Source organism: Flavobacterium sp. (assembly GCF_013822155.1).
GTDB lineage: Bacteria > Bacteroidota > Bacteroidia > Flavobacteriales > Flavobacteriaceae > Flavobacterium.
This window is the reverse complement of record NZ_PNJW01000051.1, coordinates 1-22,230: the sequence shown is the minus strand read 5'-3', so window position 1 is coordinate 22,230 and position 22,230 is coordinate 1. Positions and strand designations below refer to the sequence as shown.

Genomic DNA, 22,230 nt, shown 5'->3' with positions numbered 1-22,230 from the left:
TTTTGATTTTTTTTCGTCCTCTTACAAATTCTACGTACAAATCTGTAAACAGATCCACTTGATTGAACTTATCCTTATTATATTCATCACGATATTTTTCTTCGATATTTCTATAGTTTTCAGTAAAGTAGTTAATTGAATTTTCCTTGGTAATTAAAAAATCTTTAATATATTTTTCAGTTTCAATGTGTGCAACTAAATATGCCTCATTATAAATTTTTTCATATTCCATCTAAATTCAATTTAATTCGGTTAGCAGCTTCAATTTTGTTTTTGTCCAATACTTTGGTGTAAATCTGGGTAGTAGAAACATTTTTATGTCCTAACAATTTTGATACGGTGTAAATATCACATCCATTGGCTAGTTGCAATGTGGCATAAGTGTGTCTAAAGTTATGAAAAGATATTTTTTTATTGATGTTTGCAATTTTTAGCCACTCTTTTAAAGGTCTGGTTATTTGCGAATATTCAATATCTCCAAAGATTAATCCTTTGGTTGTGTTTTGTGATTTTAAGATACTGTAAGCTGTTTCAGAAATTGGGTGGTTATGGACAGAATTGGTTTTCTTTTCCCGTAATTGCAGATAATAACCTTGATGTTTGTCATTATAAATTTTGCTCCAATCAAGATTTTTGATATCAACAAATCTTAATCCAGTTATGGCAGAAAAAAAAGCCATGTGTTTTACCTTTTCGTTTTTAATAGTGGTTTTCCACAAGTGCATTAATTCTTCTTCCGTTAAATACTCACGATGTGTTTCTTCATCCTTGATATAATCAACTTGTTCAGCTAAGTTTTTCTCAATAAAATCCTCTTTGTATGCTTGCTTTAGAACATATAAAAAATGTTTAAAATAGGTAGCAGCAGTATTTTGAGTTATTTTTTTTGGTTGCTCAGAATTTCGGGTTGTATTGACATTTAGTAAATAATTCCGATAGCGGTTTACAAATTGAAGATCCAAATTACTGGTCATAATCAAATTACTGCAAAAATTTGAGAAGTGTTTTAAAGATGCTTCCCAAGCATGATAATTGGACTTACTTCCTTTATTATAATAATCATTAACAATACGTTTGTAAAAGCCAATGAGGTTAGTACTTAAATGTACATTATCTTTAAATCCATATTCTTTATTCATTAGCTGTACTTCTCTTTTAGAACGAATGCCTTTTGCAAAAGAAACAGTAGTTAAATTATGTTTTTTTTCCTCTTGACTTTTTGGATTTTTAAAGATATACAGCTCTAAAAATTCGCGTCTTGTAGATTTTCCTGTTTTAGAATCTATGATAGGAGGGTAGTAATCCAGATACAAACTGATTTTCTCAGTTTTCAACGGTTTTTCTCGAAGCGTTACTTTAATCATGATTTGCAAAAATTGAGTCAATATCCACCTTTTTTACCAATACAAATTTTCCAAACTGTTTTTTTGGAATTTCCAATCTATTTAATAAACTGAAAAGAGCGGAGGTTGAAATGTTATATTTTTCTGATGCCTGATTAATAGAATAGGAGTTTTCCGTTGTAATCATGTTTTTTAAATGGTCTTTATTGATATCAATATTATTAATACTTAAATCGAAATAAAAATCAATATCCTTTCTACGTATTAATGTTTTTCGGACACCAAAATTATAAGCATTGATTTCTTTGTTCTCAACCAATCTGTACAAAGTTCGTAATGACATGCTTAAAATAAATGCAGCTTCTTTAACGGTTAAAAAATCCTTTTTGTTAATTTCAGTTATGTCATTAATTTTAAGTTTAGTGGCTGTTTCAACAAAAGTGACTTTCTTTTGCTTTGCTAAAATTTTATAATGCTTTCTATTGCAATCTAAGGAACAATAACGAGTTTTTGTGGTTTTTGCCAGAAATTCATTTTTGCAATGTTCGCAACGTTTTTTTATACTCAGATTTGAACTCATAATTTACTGTTTTTGGATAGTGTGCTCTCCACTTTCTACAATTGGGATAAATCAGATTGTTTAATTTAAGTAGAAATAAGTGCCAAAAATTCATTTATATTTCAAATGTAATGAAAAAATATTTTGCGAGGTACAAATGAGGTACAAATTATTGCAAAATGAAGCATAATTTTAAAAAGCACAGAAAAAGTTTAAGCATTAAAAAACCCACTATTTATTGGGTTTATTTTGTTTTATTAATTAAAATTATGTGCTCGTTTTTGGTATTTACTTCCCAATACAGAAATTTGCAAAAATATTCCCCAGCAATTCATCATTAGTAACTTCACCGGTAATTTCTCCAAAATGGTATAAGGCCTCTCTAATGTCTATTGCCATTAAGTCAGAGGAAAGATTGGATTCTAATCCCCATTTCACTTTTTGAATTTCTTCTAAAGCTTTTAAAAGAGAATCATAATGGCGTGTATTGGTAATGATGGTTTCATTATTGCGTAGAGCACCGGTGTTGACAAAAGAGAGTAGGGTTTGCTTGAGTTCATCGATGCCTTCTTTGTTTTTAGCAGAGATAAAAAGAGTTTGCAGCTGTTTGTTTTCGGTTGTTAGTTGTGTTTCTAACATATGGAGCATATCAGATGAAATCAAGTCTTTTTTATTGATAATTGTTAAAATTGTTTTATGGGGATATTTATTTCTTATTTGTTCAATCTCCATTTTCAATTGGTCAACTGACAACTGAGAACCGAAAAGGGACAACTGAGAACTATCAACTAAAAAAACAACGACCTGAGCCTGTTCAATTTTTTCAAACGTTTTTTTGATGCCAATACTTTCCACAACATCATTGGTTTCTCTTATTCCAGCAGTATCAATAAAACGGAATCCTATACCTTCGATGACTAATTCATCTTCAATGGTATCTCGGGTTGTTCCTGCAATTTCTGATACGATGGCTCGTTCTTCGTTTAATAAGGCATTTAACAAAGTAGATTTACCTACATTGGGTTCACCCACAATGGCAATTGGTATTCCATTTTTGATGACATTTCCAACGGCGAATGAATCGATTAATCGTTTTAAAACAAATTCAATTCTATTTAATAAATCATGAAATTGTGTTCTGTCAGCAAATTCAACGTCTTCTTCCGCAAAATCTAATTCTAATTCAATCAGTGAGGCAAAATTTAATAGTTCTTCTCTTAATTTGGCAATTTCATTACTAAAGCCACCTCGCATTTGCTGCATGGCTATTTGGTGTGAGGCTTCATTATCAGAAGAAATTAAATCGGCAACGGCTTCTGCCTGTGATAAATCCAGTTTACCATTTAAAAAAGCCCGTAAAGTAAATTCACCCGGCTGAGCCATTTTACAACCTTTGCGAAGTAAAAGTTGAATAATTTGTTGTTGTATAAAAACCGAACCATGACACGAAATTTCTACCACATCTTCTCCGGTATAAGAATTTGGGTTTTTGAAAATTGAAAGCAAAACTTGGTCATATATTTTTGGACCATCTGCAACATATCCTAAATGAAGGGTATGTGTTTTTTGTTTAGTGATGTCTTTTCCGGAAACGGATTGAAAAACAAGTGAAGCAATTAGTATTGAATTTTTACCGGAAATTCTAATTACAGCGATAGCTCCCGCACCGGAGGGTGTAGCTAAAGCAACAATCGTTTCATTTGGAATCATAACAATCGGATTTTGTTGTAAAATTAGCAATAATTAATGAAACACGACGGAATTATAAGACTTTTGGACAGTGTTAAATAGTTGTTATTAATGACATTTATCATACAATCTCCGTGAAAATTTTGCTAAATTTACGTAAGTGAATTTTATATAATTTAAATAACAGAACTAATGAAACGTATTCTTTTTCCAACCGATTTTTCAGAAGCATCTAATAATGCGTTCATTTATGCTTTAAAATTAGCAGATGCTATTAAGGCGGAAGTAATTACACTTCATGCTTATGAGTTACCTCAATTGCATATCGGTGGACTGCCAAGTACATTGAAAGAGGTTTATGACAGTATTGAACTTGAAAATTTTGAAAATTTCAAAGATCAAATTCCGGTTTTGAGAGATGTTGCAGAGAAATATCACTTGAGTCATGTAAAAATCAGTAATATATTAAAACACGGTGATTTAGTTTGGGCTATTAAAAAAGTTGTAAAAGAGGAGCACATTGATTATGTGGTAATGGGAACTAAAGGGGCAAGCGGTTTGAAAGAAACTTTTTTGGGTTCTAATACGGGAAGTGTAATTACTGAAGTAGAATCCATCGTTATTGGTGTTCCGGAAGATTCTGATTTTACAGGAATAAATAATATAGTTTTCACAACAAGATTCCGTGAGAAAGACTTAAAAGCATTGAAAAAAATTATAGAATTGGCCAATTTATTTGAGGCTAAAATTCATTGTTTATATATCAAAACTAAAAAATCGGATGTAAAAGAAGTGGTGATTGAAGATTGGAAGTTTTTATTGAAAGGAGAAAATGTAGTCTTCCATATTTATGAAAGTGAAGATGTTAGTGCTTCTATTTTGAATTTTATTGATTCTTATAATGTCGATATGTTAGCGATGCTTAATTATAAAAGAGGGTTCTTTGAAGAATTATTCAAACAAAGTATGACTCAAAAACTTTCTTATCATGTGAAAGTGCCTATTTTGGCTTTACACGAAAATACAATTTGATAAAAAAACCCGAAGTTTAAGAGCTTCGGGTTTTTAATTCTAATCTATTGAACACTTAATTCTTCCGGTTTTGAAGCAATTTTCACTCCAGGTAGTTTAATTGGTGCCCCAACTTGAGCTAGAAAACTTCCGTTAACTTCTCCTTTTTTATATGTAGTAAAACCAATTCTGTATAATCCCATTACTAATGATTTAGTTGGATTAGCGGTGTCACTCGTTATACGCATTAATGAATTGTATTTGCTTCCTGATGGTTGAGCAGGCATTTCACTTGAATCATCATTTGTCTCAATAGAAATCCATTTGGTTGTTTTTATTTTTGATTTAATGTCTTCTACTTTTAAAATACTTTCAGCTCTTTCAAAAGTTATCCATGTGTCAAAATAACTTTTAGCATCAGCCGAATTTGCAGTATAATCAGCAGACACTATATCTGTTGCTCCTGGTTTCATTCCTTCAGGTACCGGAGATATCATGCGAACACCAAGTTCAGGTGCTGCTATTGGAATCCAAACATAAACGTAATACATTTTTTTGCCATTCACAACTTCATCAGGAGCTGCTCCGGGTTTAATAAATCCGAAATAACTTGACATCTCTGTGTATGGTACTCTGATTTCTTTTCCCATAACACTTTTTTTAGCTAAATCTGCTCCAAATTTATCTAGTTTTTGAGCACTGGCAGTAACTGCGAAACTCAAACAAGTTATCGCTACTAAAACATTTTTTTTCATAATTGGTTAAATTGGTTTGTTATTAATTATTTCCTACTCTTTTATGGATTTTCGGATACTCCCTAAAAAAAACACCGTAAATAATAAATATTACGGTGTGATTATTTTTTATAGAAATTGTAAAGATTAATTATTCAACATAACCGGCATAACCAGCATTGTAATAACTTCTCCTTCGTCTAAACCATCAACGGGAGTTAATATTCCTGCACGATTTGGCAATGACATTTCTAATTGAATTTCATCAGATTGAAGATTATTTAGCATTTCAGTTAGAAAACGCGAGTTAAAACCAATTTGTAAATCATCACCTTGGTAATCACAAGTCAATCGTTCTTCCGCTTTGTTAGAATAATCAATATCTTCTGCGGATATGTTTAATTCTGTTCCCGCAATTTTTAAACGAATTTGGTGTGTTGTTTTATTCGAGAAAATAGCAACACGACGAACAGAATTTAAAAATTGTGTTCTATCAATGTGTAATTTATTTGGGTTTTCTTTTGGTATAACCGCTTCGTAGTTTGGATATTTTCCATCAATCAAACGACAAACCAACATATAGCTATCAAACGAAAAAACGGCATTGCTATCGTTGTATTCAATTTTCACTTCGCTGTCTGAAACACCTAAAATCCCTTTTAAAATATTCAAAGGTTTTTTGGGCATTATAAAATCAGCTACTTCCGAAGCTTTTACATCTGTTCTGGAATATTTTACCAATTTATGAGCATCTGTGGCTACAAAAATCAAACCTTCCGGTGAAAATTGGAAAAATACACCGGACATCACCGGGCGTAAATCGTCATTTCCGGCTGCAAAAATAGTTTTGCTGATTGCCGTTGCTAAAACTTCAGCAGGAACAACAGTTGAAGATGGATCGTCTAAAATTACTGATTTTGGAAATTCATCTCCAGGAGCATAAGCCAAGGCATATTTACCGGAATTAGAACTAATTTCGATTGTGCTATTTTCTTCAACAGTAAAAGTTAAAGGTTGTTCCGGAAATGTTTTTAAAATTTCTAACAATAACTTTGCCGGTACAGCAACGCTTCCCTGACTGGTGCTGTCAATTTCTAAAGTAGCAGACATAGTAGTTTCTAAATCAGAAGCAGAAACAATCAAACGATTATTGTCTAATTCAAAAAGGAAATTATCTAAAATAGGTAAGGTATTGCTGCTGTTAATTACACTACCTAAAACTTGTAATTGTTTTAATAAATATGAACTCGATACTATAAACTTCATTTCGGTTTTTATTTTTATATCCCACAAATATAAAGGTAACTATTCAAACAAAAAAATGTATTTTATTAACATCTACTTTGCGTATTTTTTCTTTCTGACAAAAAAGAACAATACACCAAATAAAAGGAGTACAATCAGTGGTAATCCAATAGTTATAATCTGAATTTGGGAATAATTTTTACTGACTTTATCTTTGTCTAGGAAAGCCAATGTAATCTCTTTGTTTCTAATGTTAATAAGTCCGGTATCGTCTAGTAAATAATTCATGGCATTGAGCAGAAATTCTTTGTTGCCATAAACTTGTTGGGTCCATTGGTCAATGCCATTCAATAGTGGTTTTTTATTGACATAATTGTAATTAACAATATCTCCGTCGGCTATAACAATTATTTTATTTTCAATTCCTGAATCTAACTCTTTTGTTAGAGTGAATGGTTTAACACGATTTTTAAAAGCGGAGTTGAATTTACCTTCTAACAAAACCCCAATAGTTTGATTTCCTTTTGAAAAATCTTCCTCATTCAAGTTATCCATAAATTGATATAAATTAACTTCTAATGGAGCTCCAACAGCTTTTGATTGAGCAGAACTTTTCAGCAAAACAGTTTTTTTAATACCATTTTTAAGGGTGTCAATTGTGTTTGCAAATTCCAACTTCACTAAATTGATGTTTTTAGTAATGGAATGATTGTCTTCCGATTTAATAATGGGAGAATACAACCAATCAATCGGAACATCTCCTTGTGCGGATTGAGCTGTTATAGGGGTAGAAAGTAAGTCCTGAACCAATTGGTAATTGATACGGATGCCGTATTTAAAAAACAAATCATCCAAATTCAATTCTCTTGGATAAGCCAAAGCTGAATTGTTCTCAGTTTGAAGTGAATCAATATCCATCACAACCTTGTCTATCAGCCACATACTTTTTCCGCCATTCATCACATATTGGTCTAAGATGTATTTTTCTTTGTCTGAAAAAGCTTCCGTTGGTTTTGTAATAATAGCGGCATCAAATCGATTTAAATTTTCTAAAATCTTTTGCGGATTTTCCTGAAGTGAGTCGAGGTTAAATTCTCCTAATTGATAATACTCTTTTAAGTTTAACAAAAAATCGGCTTGGTATTTATCGCCAAGTTCTCCATTTCCTTTTAAAACAGCAATTTTTTTCTGTTTTCCTGAGGTTATTTTTGTAATGGCATCAGCAAAAGCAAATTCTAATAATTGAACTGATTTAGTTATGTTTTCTGAGGGTGAATTACCAAAATTATTGACTAATAAAGGAACACGAACTGACTTTTGACCCTGGTTAGCAATTGCCCAAGGGAAAATTTGTATCAGTTCTTTTTTACCGTTTTTATTACTGTTGATGTTGGTTGGTGTAAAACCTAAACTGACCAATTCTTGAACATATTGTTCTGCTTTGCTTTCGTCTTCTATCGGGTTATTAAATTGAAAAATCAAGTTGGAATTATAACTGCGGAACTCTTCTAAGATTTGTTTAGTCTCATTTTGAAGACGTTTAAACTCCGGTGGAAATTGACCGTCTAAAAAAACATCAATAAAAATGGGTTCTTTGATTTCTTTTATTAATTGAATGGTAGTTTCTGAAAGAGTATATCGTTTGTCGTTTGTTAAATCAAATCGTTTGAAATAAAAATTTCCAATGATGTTGAGGACAATCACCAACATGAAAAGCAAAAATAACTGTTGCAGGTTTTTCTTAGTTTGAGTTTTCATTAGTTTTTCAAGGATTTAAGTTGATAAACTGTTCCTGCCAAAAATAGTACGGTCACACTACTGAAATATATAACATCTCGAGTGTCAATCACACCGCGACTGATACTTTTATAATGATAATCCATTCCAATTGCGGAAACCACATCTGCAAAAGAAGCAGTAAAAGCGGCTATTCCTTCAAAACCAAAATAAAAAAAGAAACATAAAAATACGGAAAGAATAAAGGCAACAATTTGATTTTCAGACAATGTAGAAGTAAATATTCCGATAGCGGTATAAGATGCTACCAAAAACAATAAGCCTAAATAAGAGCCAATCGTTGTGCCAAGGTCTAAATTTCCTTCCGGTAAACCGTATTTTGAAACAACAAAAACATAAACCAGCGTGGGAACTAAAGCAAAAATAATTAATAGAAAAGCACCTAAAAATTTACCGTTTACAATTTGCCAGCTCGTTAAAGGTTTGGTTAATAATAATTCAATGGTTCCTTGTTTTTTTTCATCTGAAAAACTCCTCATGGTTACTGCCGGAATTAGAAAAATTAAAATCCAAGGAGCCAAAGTAAAAAACGGATTCAAATCGGCAAATCCACTGTTTGCAATATTGAAATCACCCTCAAAAACCCAAAGGAAAAGCCCATTGAGCAATAAGAAAATGGCAATTACTAAATAGCCAATTGGTGAGCCGAAAAAGGTTTTTATTTCTCTGAAAAGTATTGCTTTCATTTACTTTATTTTTTGTTTAAAAGTTTAAAGTTTATAGGTTTAAAAGTTTGAGTATTTTAAGCTACTATTAAACTAAAGAAACTAATTTATTGACACTCCAAGCTTCCGGTTTAGCATTAAAAAGTTGCTTGGTAAACTGCCATACATCATAAAATAATTCCGAATTTCTGTAATTTTCTAAATCAATTTCGGTTTCCCAATAACTGTAAGTAAAAAACAATTCCGGATTATTTTTATCTTGATACAATTCTAACAAACGATTTCCGGGTGCATTTCGTATTTTTTCTTTCATCAAATCAAAATTTTCCAAAAACGTTGGAATATGTTCGGTATGAAAACTCATTTTTACGATTCGCACAAACATGGTAACTTATTTAAAATTAATAGTAATAGTATCTCGATAGCTAAAGCCTAACAAACTCGCAGCACTACCCACTGTTTTAGGATTACTTCTAAAAATAGCAATTTCTAAGAAGCCGGCTTCATTGAAAATAGCTAATTTTTCTCCTTCATAATATTTAATGGGAAATTTATCTGAAATGGCTACAGAAGAATAATTAGGCAAAATGGTTTTAATCGATTTAGGTTTCATTACAATTTCATACGTTCGGCCTTTACTCAATTCCAGGAATTGTTTTTTAGAAATATTGAATACTATATTTCCAAAATGATCAATGTAAATCACATTCCCTTTAATCGAATTTCCGTCTTTTGAAACTATCGGTTGAAAATCAGTAATTGATTTTAATTCGGTAATTTCTTTTCCAATGACGTTCAAAGTTCCGCCCTTTGCTAAATGACAAGCAACGGTTTTAAACACATCCATATCAGTTGCATTTTCCGGTAATCGGTCGTGAATGTTGATGGCAACAATCTTTTGTGGCAGGATTCGTTGCGTTAACATACTTAAAATACCGTTATCGGCACAAATAAAGAATTGATCATTCCATTGCATGGCCAGATGTTCGTTTTCTGTATTTCGTTCCGCATCAACACCTATTAAATGAACAGTTCCTTTGGGGAAATTAGCATAGGAAGCCTGAAGAATATAACTTGCTTCAGCAATATTAAAGGGGTCTATTTCATGCGATATGTCAATGATTTTAGCTTCAGGAAATTCAGAGATGATTTTACCTTTCAAAGCCCCAACAAAATGGTCTTTGAGTCCGTAATCCGTCGTTAAAGTAATTATTGACATCTTTTTGTTTATAACTATTCGTAAAACCTACGAACTTTTTTGTTTAAATTTGAGTGATGCAAATCTAGTAATTAAAAACTATTTTTTAATTTTAAAACAACTGCTTTTGAACGAAAGAATCATCGAATTACACGACATTGCCCCAAAAGAGTTTTGGGGAGCTCAAGATTCTCATCTTGAAACCATCAAAAAGTACTATCCGAAGCTAAAAATTGTAGCCCGAGGCACCACCTTGAAGGCTTATGGCGAGAAGGAAGTATTAGATGAGTTTGAAAACCGTTTTAATCGCCTAATGCTCCATTTTACACGTTACAATAACATTGATACCAATGTGATTGATCGTGTGATTCAAAGTAATTCGGCTGAAGAGCACAAAATGCATGACCATGACAAAATTTTAGTACATGGTATTGGAGGAAAATTAATCAAAGCCATGACGCCAAACCAGCAGTTAATGGTTGATTTGATTCATAAAAACGACATGGTTTTTGCAGTTGGTCCGGCCGGAACAGGTAAAACATATACCGGCGTAGCATTAGCTGTAAAAGCCTTGAAAGAAAAACAAGTTAAGCGGATTATTTTAACCCGACCCGCAGTAGAGGCAGGGGAAAATTTAGGTTTTTTGCCTGGGGATATGAAGGAAAAACTTGATCCGTATATGCAACCGTTATACGATGCATTACGTGATATGTTGCCACCACAAACATTGGAAGATTATATTTTGAAAGGAATTATCCAAATTGCTCCCTTAGCTTTTATGCGTGGAAGAACATTGGACAATGCGTTTGTCATTTTAGATGAAGCTCAAAATACGACTCATTCTCAAATGAAAATGTTTTTAACTCGGATGGGTAAGAATGCAAAATTTATTATTACCGGTGATCCCGGTCAGGTAGATTTACCACGAAGAACTATATCTGGTTTAAAAGAAGCAATTTTGATTTTGAAAGATGTGGATGGTATTGGTATTTTATACTTAGATGATAAGGATATCGTTCGTCACCGATTAGTCAAAAAAGTGATTGATGCCTATAAAAGTATTGAAAATTTGGATTAGGACATTTTTTTCTTTTGTCATGTGATTAAATCGAGAAAAGCGATGTAATAAAATATTTTCGACTCTTTTTTTTCTGTGAAATCTGTAACAATTACGAAGAATCATGTAAATTTTTCTTGTCAAGTTTTTAGAAATTTGCACCGTAATAAAAAAACAATTACATACATGAAAAAAATAGTTTTACTTATCGGTTTAATTGGTATAAGTCCAATTTTTGCACAACAATCAGAAAATATTACTACCGAGAATTCTTGGTTCAAAGCTGGTCTAAACGTGGGTTTACCAATAGGTGATACGGCAGATTTTGCTTCACTTACGGTTGGAGTTGATGTTAGAGGTCAACATTTAGTAACACCAAGTTTCGGAATCGGTATAGCTTCTGGTTATAATCATTTTTTTGGTAAAGATGGTGCAAGTGATATTGGATTAATTCCTTTAGCTGGTTTTGTTAGGTATTATGCTCAACCAAAAGGATTTTTTGCAGGGGTTGATTTTGGATATGCTTTTTTAACCAATGCAAATGATGCAAAAGGGGGATTGTATTTAAGTCCTCAAATTGGATATCATAATGAAAAATGGAATTTTTATGGCTATTATCAACATACTTTTGCTGATAATGATTTAGATATTCAAGTGATTGGATTAGGGACTACTTATAATATTATGTTCTAAACTTTTTTACTAAAGTTTATTGAAAGGATAGCAATTTGCTATCCTTTTTTTTTGTAATTAATAATCAAAGCATGGTGAAAAAACAACATATAATTTTTACTTTTGCACCACACAACAACACTACCTAATGAATACAATTACAACTACTAATTTTCAGTTTCCCAATCAAAAATCAGTTTATCACGGTAAAGTACGTGAAGTGTACAATATCAATGACGAGATTTTAGTCATGATAGCAACTGACCGTCTTTCAGCTTTTGACGTGGTTATGCCAAAAGGAATTCCGTATAAAGGCCAAATTTTAAATCAAATTGCAACAAAATTCATGCAACTAACCGCTGATATTGTTCCCAATTGGTTAATTGCCACCCCTGATCCAAATGTAGCTGTGGGTCATTTATGTGAACCTTTCAAAGTAGAAATGGTGATTCGTGGTTATCTATCCGGACATGCAGCCCGCGAGTATGCCTTGGGTAAAAGAATTCTTTGTGGAGTTCAAATGCCGGATGGTTTAAAGGAAAACGATCAATTTCCTCCTGAAACTACGGGACCAATTATAACACCAACAACTAAAGCAGCAAATGGTTCGCACGATGAAGATATTTCTCGGGAAGCTATTTTAGAACAAGGAATTGTAAGCGAAGAAGATTATTTGGTTTTAGAAAAATATACCCGTGCTTTGTACCAACGTGGAACTGAAATCGCAGCGTCAAGAGGATTGATTTTAGTAGATACTAAATATGAATTTGGAAAAACAAAAGAAGGTCAGATAGTATTGATTGACGAAATTCATACACCGGATTCTTCCCGATATTTTTACTTAGAAGGTTATCAGGAAAGACAAAATAATCAGGAAGAACAAAAACAACTTTCAAAAGAGTTTGTTCGTCGTTGGTTAATTGAAAATGGATTTCAGGGAAAAGAAGGGCAACAAATTCCGGATATGTCTGAGGCTTATATTGAAACGGTTTCTGAGCGATATATAGAGTTGTATGAAAATATCTTAGGAGAAAAATTCGTGAAAGCAGATATTTCGAACATTCAGGAACGTATTGAAAAAAATGTGCTGGCCTATTTAGCCAAATAAAATCTTATTTATCAATAACTAAACCACGTTTTTACGTGGTTTTTTTTATTTCCTAATGTTAAAATTATGTTATAGATTCCTGATTTTGTAACATTTAAATTTTGTTATCGTCTACTCTAATATATCAATCAATCAATCAATCAATCAATCAAAAACGAACAGTATGAAAAAATCAGTTATTTATTTAGGAATTGCCCTTTTAGGTTTTGGAACATTTGCAAATGCTTTTAATGGTTCTGAAAAAACACCAACAAAAGAGGTTGGAATTTATGCAAAATATTATGCTACTCCTTTATGTGTTGCCATCAGTAAGGGTGAAGTAGAAGTCGTGAGAAAATTTATTGAGTATGGTGCCAATGTAAATGAGAAAACAAACGGGTTAACTCCGTTGATGTATGCCGCCCGATATAATCAGGTGGAAATTATCAAAATTTTACTGGAAAAAGGTGCTGATGCAAAAGTAAAAGACGACAAAGGTTTTACAGCACTTGACCATGCGGAAAATTCAAAAGCAACGGAAGCGGTTGCTATTTTAAAAAATTATTTGAATTCATAATTAAAATTGGTTAGTTAAAAAAAATCCCATCCGTTTTTTGGATGGGATTTTTTGTTATTTTAAAATGGTTTGAGTCCTGTCAGGTCCTACGGAAACAACTTTAATAGGTACTTCAATTTCTTTTTCAATGAATTCGATATATGTTTTTAGCTCTGCCGGAAGTTCGTCATAACTAGTCATTCCGGTTAAGTCTGCTTGCCATCCTTTCATTTCGGTGTAAATAGGTTCAACATTTTCCGGTTCGATGTTATAAGGGAAATGTGTGATTTTTTGACCTTTGTATTGATATGCCGTACATACTTTCAAAGTTTTAAATCCGGAAAGGACATCTCCTTTCATCATGTATAAACCGGTTACTCCATTTACTTGAACTGCGTATTTTAAGGCAACTAAATCTAACCAACCGCAACGTCTTTTTCTTCCTGTTACTGAGCCGAATTCATTTCCTACTTTTGCCATGATATCACCGGCTTCTTCAAAATCTTCTGTTGGAAACGGACCGCTGCCTACGCGAGTAGTATAGGCTTTGAATATGCCAAATACATTCTTTACTTTATTGGGAGCAATGCCTAATCCTGTGCAAGCTCCTGCGGCTGTGGTGTTTGAAGAGGTGACAAAAGGATATGTTCCGAAATCTACGTCTAATAATGAACCTTGTGCTCCTTCGCAAAGAATTGTTTTGCCATTTTTGAGTGCTTGGTTTAAATATTCCTCGCTGTCAATGAATTGTAATGATTTCAACACTTCGATGGAAGCGAAAAACTCTTCTTCCATTTCAGGGAGGTTGTATTGTAGGTTTACATCATAAAAGGAAATCATGGCTTCGTGTTTGTCTGCTAAAGCTCTGTATCGTTCGTTAAAATCAACCATTTCGATGTCTCCAACACGGATTCCGTTTCGGCCGGTTTTATCCATATAAGTTGGGCCGATGCCTTTTAAGGTTGAACCGATTTTGGCTTTTCCTTTAGAGGCTTCAGAGGCTGCATCTAATAAACGGTGGGTAGGTAGAATTAAATGGGCTTTTCTGGAAATCAATAGTTTAGATTTAACATCCATGTTGAATTTTTCTAATCCTTCCAGTTCTTTTTGAAATACGACCGGATCTATTACGACTCCGTTGCCGATAATATTCATGGCGTTTTTATGAAATATTCCGGAAGGGATGGTTCTTAGCACGTGTTTGATGCCATCAAACTCAAGGGTGTGTCCGGCATTTGGGCCTCCTTGAAAACGAGCAATAATGTCGTATTTAGAAGTGAGTACGTCAACGATTTTTCCTTTTCCTTCATCTCCCCATTGCAGGCCGAGTAGTAAATCTACAGTCATTGTTTTTGTAAGTTGTTATAGTTAGGTTGTAGTTATTTATTCTTTTATCGCTTTTTTATTACCGTATAGATAAAGGGAATGATTGTGTATTTCGATTCCGAAGATGTCTTCAATGGTTTGTTTGATTTGTTGGATTCTTGGGTCGCAAAATTCAATTACTTCACCGGTGTCGGTCATGATGATGTGATCGTGTTGTTTATCAAAGTATGACTTTTCGTAGTGGGCTTGGTTTTGACCAAATTGATGTCTGCGAACCAGGCCACATTCTAATAACAATTCAATTGTGTTGTATAAAGTGGCACGACTAACGCGGTAGTTTTTGTTTTTCATTTTGATATACAACGATTCGATGTCAAAATGTTCTTTGTTGTTGTATATTTCTTGAAGGATTGCATAACGTTCGGGGGTTTTTCGATGCCCTTTTTGCTCCAAATACTTGGTAAAAACGTTTTTTACTACTTCTTGGTTTTTTATCGTTTCCATTGTTATTAATATCTACAAAGATACACTATTTTTATATTTTGACTGTTTATGGCAATCAAGTTTCGGTTGAGATTATTAACAAATAGCTGTGAATAATTACTCGGATTTGGCGTTGTTTACCCTTGTTACTTTGTCGATTCCGTCAATTTTTTTGATGTTTTCGATGAGTCGTTTTAAGATGGTGTTGTTTTGCACGACAACGGTGACCTGACCATTGAATATTCCGGCATCGCCACTAAGGGAGATGCTTTGAATGTTGACATTCATTTGGTTTGAGATTACTCTGGTGAGTTCGTTTGTTAATCCGAGGCTGTCCATGCCGGTGATTCTTAATACGGCTTTGAAATCTTCTTGACTGGAGTCTATCCAACGGGCTTGAATGATGCGATAAGCATAATTGGATTGTAGACTAATGGCATTGGGACAATCTTTTTTGTGAATCTTGATACCGTCATTGATGGTGAGGAAACCGAAAACATCATCGCCGGGAATGGGGTTGCAGCAACTGGAGAGTTTGTAGTCGAGTTTGTCTTGTTCGGCTCCAAAAACTAACATATCGAAGTTTTTGCTTAGCTCATTCTTTTGTATTTGTTCCGGAGCGACGGATGGGGAACGTTTTATCTTCTTGAAGAAGTTGATTAGCGAGTTGCTTTTTTGTGCGGCGTAATCTTTTAGTTGTTGATTGTCTATCGTGCCTACACCAATTCGGTAGAACAAATCCAAACTGGTTTTCAGTTTAAAATAACTCACCATCTCATTGGTGGTGGTTTCATTCAACGTGATTTTGAGGTGGCGTAGTTTCCGGTTAAGGAGTTCTTTTCCGTCTTCAGCGATTTTCTTGGTGTCTTCGTTGAGGACGTTTTTGATTTTATTCTTTGCCCTTGACGTGGTAACGTAATCTAACCAGTGTGAATTTGGTTTTTGATTGGGCGATGTGATGATTTCTATTTGGTCACCGCTGCTTAACACATGGTTTAGGGGTACTAATTTTCCGTTTACGCGGGTGCCACGGGTTCTTACGCCTATTTCAGAGTGGATGCTGAAGGCGAAGTCGAGGGAGGTGGCTCCTTTGGGCAGGGATTTGATTTCTCCTTTTGGGGTGAATACGTATATTTCTTTGGAATAGAGATTCAATTTGAAGTCTTCCACAAAGTCGACGGCGTTTGAGGTGGAGTTTTCGAGGGCTTCTTTTAGTAAGTTCAACCAAGTGTCGAGGGTGTTCTCTTCAGAGATTCCTTGTTTATATTTGTAGTGTGCGGCGTAACCTTTTTCGGCAATTTCGTCCATGCGTTCGGAGCGGACTTGTATTTCTACCCAACGGCCTTTGGGGCCCATGACGGTGATGTGAAGGGCTTCGTAACCGGTTGATTTAGGTGAGGATATCCAATCGCGTAATCGGCTGGGGCTGGGGCGATAATGGTCGGTGACGATGGAATATATTTTCCAAGCGACAAATTTTTCGTCGTGTTGGTTTGATTTATAAACGATTCGTAGGGCAAATTTGTCATATACTTCGTCGAAAGAGACCCCTTGTGCCAGCATTTTGCGACGGATGGAGTAGATTGACTTTGGACGGCCTTTGATGGTGTATTCTATGCCTTCATCGTCTAACGATTTTTTAAGCACGTCGGAGATGGAGGTGATATAGGCTTCCTGTTCTTCTTTGCTTTCTTTCATTTTGCTCACGATGTCGGCGTAAACCTCGGGTTCGGTGTATTTGAGGCCTAAATCTTCGAGCTTTGATTTGATGTTGTATAGCCCTAATCGATGGGCAAGGGGGGCATAGATGTAGAGTGTTTCTGACGCTATTTTGGCTTGTTTATAATCCACCATTGACTCCATGGTTTGCATGTTATGGAGGCGGTCTGCGAGTTTGATGAGTATTACGCGTACGTCATCGTTTAGTGTTAAGAGCATTTTGCGGAAGTTTTCCGCTTGCATGGATATTTCCTGGTCTGTTTTTACTTTCGCAATTTTGGTAAGGCCGTCGACAAGTTGTGCAATTTTTGGGTTGAACATTTTTTCGATTTCGTGGACGGTGATGGGGGAGTCTTCAACGACATCGTGCATGAGTGCTGCGGCGATTGCTGTGGCTCCAAGTCCGATTTCGGCGGCGACGATTTTAGCCACGGCAATGGGGTGGAAGATGTAGGCTTCTCCGGAACGGCGTCGTTGATCTTTATGGGCATCAACGGCAACATCAAACGCTTTTCGGATTATTTTTTTGTCTTCCGGGGTTAGGGTTTGGTAGCTGATGCGGAGTAACTCTTTGTATTCCTTAGCAATGGCTTTGTTTTCTTGTTCTATTTCGGTTTCTGTCATAGCGTTTTGTTCACTTACTAAAAGTAGGATAAAGTTTTGAATTGTGCAAATTGATTTTTTTGTTTTTCGAGTTGTAAGTTGTAAGTTGTGGGTTGTAAGTTGTTGGTTTGGGGTTAAGAAACGGGAGCGTACATGAGCGAAATGGCATCGTACACGAGCGAAACAGCAACGTACGTGAGCGAAAATGGAACGAACACGAGCGAAATGGCAACGAACGTGAGCGAAATGGTTATCGACGTGAGCGAAATAGGCATCGACGGAAGCGAAAATGGAATCGACGTTAGCGAAATGGTAACGTAAACGAGCGAAATTGGAGCGTACACGAGCGAAATTGGAACGTACGTTAGCGAAATGGCATCGTACACGAGCGAAAATGGAGCGTACGTGAGCGAAATTGGAACGTACACGAGCGAAAGGGGGTTTTACACGAGCGAAATGGCAACGTACATGAGCGAAATGGACATTTACACGAGCGAAATGGACATTAACACGAGCGAAATGGACATTAACACGAGCGAAATTGGGATTTACACTATAGTATAGTGTTTTGTTTGGGTTGTTTGTTGGTTTTAGATTTCTTTAGTTCTTTTGATTTTTTTGATTTTTTTAGAACACAGATTTAAAAAATTTGAGAAATTTACTTGTTACTATTTATGGTTTTGATTTTTTTAGTTCTTTTAGTTTTTTTAGTTTTTGATTTCATAAGTTTTTCTTTTGTTAAAACCTATTTTAGGATAAGTCATGATGCCTTCGAAGACCCAAACGTTCGCTTTGAAGACCAAACACTTCGCTTCAAAGAGCAAAGAGATGCCTTCAAAGACCAAAGAGAAGCCTTCAAAGAGCAAAGAGATGCCTTCAAAGAGCAAAGAGATGCCTTCAAAGAGCAAAGAGATGCCTTCAAAGACCAAAGAGAAGCCTTCAAAGACCAAACAGATGGCTTCAAAGAGCAAACAGATGCCTTCAAACACCAAAGAGATGGCTTCAAAGACCAAAGAGAAGCCTTCAAAGACCAAACAGATGGCTTCAAAGAGCAAACAGATGCCTTCAAATACCAAAGAGATGGCTTCAAATACCAAAGAGATGGCTTCAAAGAGCAAACAGATGCCTCCAAACACCAAAGAGATGGCTTCCTGCACCAAAGAGAAGCTTTCCGGAAGCAAAGAGAAGCTTTCCGGCACCAAAGAGATGCCTTCCGGTACAAAAAAGAAGCTTTCCGGAAGCAAAGAGAAGCTTTCCGGAAGCAAAAGAGAAGCTTTCCGGCACCAAAGAGAAGACTATTTGAATACCAATAAATTAAAAGTCCTTTTGATGATTTGTAAGAAAAAAATTAATACATTTGATTTAATTCAAAAAGTGAAACTAACCTTCGCCTAACAACCTGAATGGGTGTATAGACGAAGGTATATAATGCATATTTGCTAGTTATATGCAATTTTAACTACATTTCGGTTAAAACTAATGTAAAATTAGCATCGAAATGATAAAATTTTTATTAATTATAAGCCTTAAAAAATTATGAACAAAAATCGAATATTTAAAAATTTAAAAATCTGTTTAGTTTTAGCAAGTTTAACACTTTTGTTTTCATGTGAAAATGATAACATTCAAAAATCTTCCAAACATCAAAATAACATTGCAGAAATTGATGCAAAAGAACTAGCTTTAAGTTTATCTAAAGGGACTAATAGTATGAGCAGAGGAATTGACATTACAAAAACTATTATGGATGCTACAACATATAAAACAGAAAGCAATGAAAATGCATTTTATGCAATTAATTATAATGAAGGAGGATTTGTTGTAATTTCAGCCGATAATAGAATTAGTCCAATTTTAGCGTATTCTGACGATGGTAAATTTTCAAATAATACTGAAGAAATACCAGACTCAGTTATTTCTTGGATTGAAGAAGAAAAAGAAGCAATTGAATATGTAAAGGAAATGGAATTAACTCAAATGCCAGAAATAAAACTTGAATGGGACAGTGTTCAAAATTTATTACCAGCTCCTAATGGAGGTAATAATTGTAATGATACCTTTTACCAAAAAGATCCCTTAGTAAATACTATTTGGGCGCAAGGTGCTACTTATAACAATTTAATATCTTTAAATTGTTCAAATAGTTCTGGAGGCAAAGCACCGACTGGTTGTGTAGCTACTGCAATGGCTCAAGTGATGAAATATCATCAAAAACCAGTAAATTATAATTGGTCAAATATGCCATATAATTATGGAACTTCTGATACTCAATTATTAATGAAGAACATAGGTCTGGCGGTAGGAATGGATTATGGTTGTTCAAGTTCAGGAGCAGATACCACAACTGATGTTGCAAGTGCTTTTAATAACGATTTTAATTATCATGGTGCAACATATACCTGTAATTATAGTACAAGTATTATTACTCAACAATTAAATTTGAACAAGCCAGTTATTTTGAGAGGTGGTAGAAAAAGAAATGGAATAACTTGGCCATGGAATTATTATACTGGAGGGCATGCGTGGGTTTGCGACGGATATCAATCAATGATGATATATTTTAGAGATGATTCTGGAAACTGTACAGGTGGTGGAAATGGTTATTTATTTCTTCATATGAATTGGGGTTGGGGCGGATATTGTAACGGTTGGTACAATGCCCATAATTTTAATCCTGCTTCAAGCACTTTCAACTATAAAAGAGGAATTGTATACAATATAACCCCTAATTAATTATAATATGAAAAATTTAATTCTTTTAATAGGACTGTTAATATTTAATAGTTGCAGTACTGATAGTAATAAATCAAATGACGCTATAAACATAGATAATGGTGTGACAATTTTCTTGAAATCAATAGAAGGCAATAACTTGTTAAATACTACTAATTACAACTCCAATGCCTTTAAAATTTATTATAAAATTAACAATGAAAATATTGAAATAAATAATCCAAATAATGATTTTCCAAGAAATTTTTATATTAATAATGAAAGTAATCCGATTAGTATGAAATTATTTTTAAACCATTCCGTTACAGAAGAATATCCAATTACTCTAATTGAATGGAATAACAACGATACTGATACAATTAAAACATATTTTAGAAGAGGTATAGAAAATAATACCGATTATGAAATATGTGAGAAAATTTGGTTAAATGATGTTCTTATTTGGGATATAAGCACGGCAAATGGCTTAACAGAAAGAGAAATTACAATTTTAAAATAAACTACAAGTAATAGCAAGAGTTTCGTTGGGCTTGCAAAGCCAACAATGAAACTCCTGTTGAACGGAACCGATTACTGTCCGTCGACTATGGGGATTTCGATAAGCGTTTTGATTGCATTTTAAGAGGATGATTTGTCCTCTTTTTTTGTAGAGTAGTTTGCTTGGTTTTTATCGTGTTTTTCCGCCCTAGGCTCGGCAAAGAGTTCAGGATAAATGTCATCGCTTCATGAAATCTCCTCACTTTGTAGCAGGGTTTGTTTTTTAGTTTTCTGAAAACTACTATATTTACTTCATGATTAATTAAAATCGGTTCGTATGGAGGGTTTAGACGAACTGACCTTAGCGGTTATTTTAGAAAAATGACACAATGAACTACAACGACAAAAAATTCAGACCGATTAGCAACACTGAAAACGGAGAAACTTCAAACGAAACGCTGTTTCATTACAAGCAAGTTGGAAATATTCTTACTTCTGAATATTCTGGGGGAAAGATTAAATATGGACATTTAATTGGTTTGGTTGACCATTTAGGAAACATAGAAATGCGTTATCACCAAGTAAATGACCAAGACGAATTGATGACAGGAATTTGCAGTTCAAAACCGGAAATTCTTGAAAACGGAAAAATCCGTCTTCACGAAAATTGGGAATGGACTTCGGGAGATAAATCAAAAGGAACATCAACAATTGAAGAACAATAAACTAAAATACAATGGCACACGAACACCACTATAAACTAACTGCGGTATGGACAGGGAACAAAGGTGACGGAACTAAAAATATACGAACCTATGACCGCAGCCACACCGTTTCTATTCAAGGAAAGCCTGAATTATTTCTAACAACGGACAATCCTGCTGTTGGAGACAAATCAAAATTGAATCCCGAGGATTTATTGGTTACTGCTATTTCATCTTGCCATATGCTTTCCTACTTGTATGTATGTGCAATGGAAGGAGTTGTAATTACGGCTTATACCGACCATGCCATAGGTATTATGATTGAACAGGCAAGTGGTGGCGGAAGTTTCAAAGAAGTAACTTTGAATCCAATCTTTTATGTTGCAGACGAAAGTATGGTAGAAAAAGCTATCGAATTGCACCACAAAGCTCACGAAATATGTTACATAGCCAATTCTGTGAATTTTGAAGTAAAGTGTAATCCAACCTGCAAAGTAGAATAAATAATTAAATGAAAATTTGCATCCCCGCTCGGCAAAGAGTTCAGGATAAATGTCATCGCTCCTTGAACT

24 protein-coding genes are annotated in these 22,230 nt (G+C 34.3%); 10 read left to right on the top strand and 14 right to left on the bottom strand.

Annotated elements, in window-relative coordinates:
• The 4 genes from C0512_RS11725 to mnmE all read right to left on the bottom strand — a co-directional run.
• Positions 1–232, bottom strand: a 232-nt coding sequence (locus C0512_RS11725; protein WP_290861788.1) for a hypothetical protein, incomplete at its 3' end; no start/stop codon positions are given.
• Positions 222–1,364, bottom strand: coding sequence for a site-specific integrase (locus C0512_RS11720; protein ID WP_290861786.1), 1,143 nt, complete (start codon positions 1,362–1,364; stop codon positions 222–224). The genes C0512_RS11720 and C0512_RS11725, both read right to left, overlap by 11 nt.
• Positions 1,357–1,923 carry a helix-turn-helix domain-containing protein gene (locus C0512_RS11715; RefSeq protein ID WP_290861784.1) on the bottom strand — a complete coding sequence of 189 codons (567 nt, stop codon included), beginning with the start codon at positions 1,921–1,923 and terminating at the stop codon, positions 1,357–1,359. Before C0512_RS11715 ends, C0512_RS11720 begins: the two co-directional genes overlap by 8 nt.
• Before the next feature lie 267 nt (positions 1,924–2,190).
• Entirely contained in the window at positions 2,191–3,612 is a 1,422-nt protein-coding gene (gene mnmE / locus C0512_RS11710) for a tRNA uridine-5-carboxymethylaminomethyl(34) synthesis GTPase MnmE (protein WP_290861782.1), read from the bottom strand.
• Between the two features lie 171 nt (positions 3,613–3,783).
• On the opposite strand from mnmE, the gene C0512_RS11705 reads away from it, so the two are divergent.
• Positions 3,784–4,623, top strand: a complete 840-nt coding sequence (locus C0512_RS11705) for a universal stress protein (protein WP_290861780.1) — start codon at positions 3,784–3,786, stop codon at positions 4,621–4,623.
• A 44-nt stretch (positions 4,624–4,667) separates the two neighbouring features.
• On the opposite strand, the gene C0512_RS11700 is transcribed toward C0512_RS11705, so the two are convergent.
• From C0512_RS11700 to C0512_RS11675, 6 genes are all read right to left on the bottom strand, one after another.
• A complete protein-coding gene (locus C0512_RS11700; protein WP_290861778.1) occupies positions 4,668–5,357 on the bottom strand; it encodes a LipL32 family surface lipoprotein in 690 nt (229 codons plus the stop codon).
• A 126-nt stretch (positions 5,358–5,483) separates the two neighbouring features.
• Positions 5,484–6,602 carry a DNA polymerase III subunit beta gene (gene dnaN, locus C0512_RS11695; RefSeq protein ID WP_290861776.1) on the bottom strand — a complete coding sequence of 373 codons (1,119 nt, stop codon included), beginning with the start codon at positions 6,600–6,602 and terminating at the stop codon, positions 5,484–5,486.
• 72 nt (positions 6,603–6,674) lie between these two features.
• Positions 6,675–8,339 (bottom strand): gliding motility-associated ABC transporter substrate-binding protein GldG, encoded by a 1,665-nt coding sequence (gene gldG, locus C0512_RS11690; RefSeq protein ID WP_290861774.1) that lies wholly within the window; start codon positions 8,337–8,339, stop codon positions 6,675–6,677.
• Positions 8,339–9,064, bottom strand: a complete 726-nt coding sequence (gldF, locus tag C0512_RS11685) for a gliding motility-associated ABC transporter permease subunit GldF (protein ID WP_290861772.1) — start codon at positions 9,062–9,064, stop codon at positions 8,339–8,341. Before gldF ends, gldG begins: the two co-directional genes overlap by 1 nt.
• 67 nt (positions 9,065–9,131) lie before the next feature.
• The gene (locus C0512_RS11680; RefSeq protein WP_290861770.1) at positions 9,132–9,428 is read right to left on the bottom strand and encodes a putative quinol monooxygenase; all 297 of its coding nucleotides are present in this window, start codon (positions 9,426–9,428) and stop codon (positions 9,132–9,134) included.
• Positions 9,429–9,434: 6 nt separating this feature from the next.
• The gene (locus C0512_RS11675) at positions 9,435–10,262 is read right to left on the bottom strand and encodes an SAM-dependent chlorinase/fluorinase (RefSeq protein ID WP_290861768.1); all 828 of its coding nucleotides are present in this window, start codon (positions 10,260–10,262) and stop codon (positions 9,435–9,437) included.
• Between the two features lie 106 nt (positions 10,263–10,368).
• Here C0512_RS11675 and C0512_RS11670 point away from each other — a divergent pair, with 106 nt between their 5' ends.
• From C0512_RS11670 to C0512_RS11655, 4 genes are all read left to right on the top strand, one after another.
• Entirely contained in the window at positions 10,369–11,319 is a 951-nt protein-coding gene (locus C0512_RS11670; RefSeq protein WP_290861766.1) for a PhoH family protein, read from the top strand.
• Positions 11,320–11,484: 165 nt separating this feature from the next.
• Positions 11,485–11,991: a hypothetical protein gene (locus tag C0512_RS11665; RefSeq protein WP_290861764.1), complete on the top strand. Its 507-nt coding sequence runs from the start codon at positions 11,485–11,487 to the stop codon at positions 11,989–11,991.
• Between the two features lie 127 nt (positions 11,992–12,118).
• Complete coding sequence (locus C0512_RS11660; protein ID WP_290861763.1) at positions 12,119–13,078, top strand: phosphoribosylaminoimidazolesuccinocarboxamide synthase; 960 nt, start codon at positions 12,119–12,121, stop codon at positions 13,076–13,078.
• A 163-nt stretch (positions 13,079–13,241) separates the two neighbouring features.
• Positions 13,242–13,634: an ankyrin repeat domain-containing protein gene (locus C0512_RS11655; RefSeq protein ID WP_290861762.1), complete on the top strand. Its 393-nt coding sequence runs from the start codon at positions 13,242–13,244 to the stop codon at positions 13,632–13,634.
• 54 nt (positions 13,635–13,688) lie between these two features.
• Here C0512_RS11655 and C0512_RS11650 read toward each other — a convergent pair whose 3' ends face one another.
• From C0512_RS11650 to C0512_RS11635, 4 genes are all read right to left on the bottom strand, one after another.
• Positions 13,689–14,960 (bottom strand): adenylosuccinate synthase, encoded by a 1,272-nt coding sequence (locus C0512_RS11650; protein ID WP_290861760.1) that lies wholly within the window; start codon positions 14,958–14,960, stop codon positions 13,689–13,691.
• Between the two features lie 36 nt (positions 14,961–14,996).
• Positions 14,997–15,443 carry a Fur family transcriptional regulator gene (locus C0512_RS11645; RefSeq protein WP_290861758.1) on the bottom strand — a complete coding sequence of 149 codons (447 nt, stop codon included), beginning with the start codon at positions 15,441–15,443 and terminating at the stop codon, positions 14,997–14,999.
• 96 nt (positions 15,444–15,539) lie between these two features.
• Complete coding sequence (locus C0512_RS11640; RefSeq protein WP_290861756.1) at positions 15,540–17,765, bottom strand: RelA/SpoT family protein; 2,226 nt, start codon at positions 17,763–17,765, stop codon at positions 15,540–15,542.
• A 686-nt stretch (positions 17,766–18,451) separates the two neighbouring features.
• Positions 18,452–18,841, bottom strand: coding sequence for a hypothetical protein (locus C0512_RS11635; protein ID WP_290861754.1), 390 nt, complete (start codon positions 18,839–18,841; stop codon positions 18,452–18,454).
• Here C0512_RS11635 and C0512_RS11630 point away from each other — a divergent pair.
• The 5 genes from C0512_RS11630 to C0512_RS11610 all read left to right on the top strand — a co-directional run bounded on the left by C0512_RS11630 (position 18,825) and on the right by C0512_RS11610 (position 22,161).
• Positions 18,825–19,139 (top strand): hypothetical protein, encoded by a 315-nt coding sequence (locus C0512_RS11630; protein WP_290861752.1) that lies wholly within the window; start codon positions 18,825–18,827, stop codon positions 19,137–19,139. The two genes, C0512_RS11635 and C0512_RS11630, sit on opposite strands and share 17 nt — an antisense overlap.
• Before the next feature lie 141 nt (positions 19,140–19,280).
• Entirely contained in the window at positions 19,281–20,477 is a 1,197-nt protein-coding gene (locus C0512_RS11625; protein ID WP_290861751.1) for a C10 family peptidase, read from the top strand.
• Positions 20,478–20,484: 7 nt separating this feature from the next.
• A complete protein-coding gene (locus tag C0512_RS11620) occupies positions 20,485–20,976 on the top strand; it encodes a hypothetical protein (protein ID WP_290861750.1) in 492 nt (163 codons plus the stop codon).
• Positions 20,977–21,343: 367 nt separating this feature from the next.
• Positions 21,344–21,679 (top strand): n-acetylglutamate synthase, encoded by a 336-nt coding sequence (locus C0512_RS11615; RefSeq protein ID WP_290861749.1) that lies wholly within the window; start codon positions 21,344–21,346, stop codon positions 21,677–21,679.
• Positions 21,680–21,690: 11 nt separating this feature from the next.
• Complete coding sequence (locus tag C0512_RS11610) at positions 21,691–22,161, top strand: OsmC family protein (RefSeq protein WP_290861747.1); 471 nt, start codon at positions 21,691–21,693, stop codon at positions 22,159–22,161.
• The last annotated feature ends 69 nt before the right edge of the window (positions 22,162–22,230 follow it).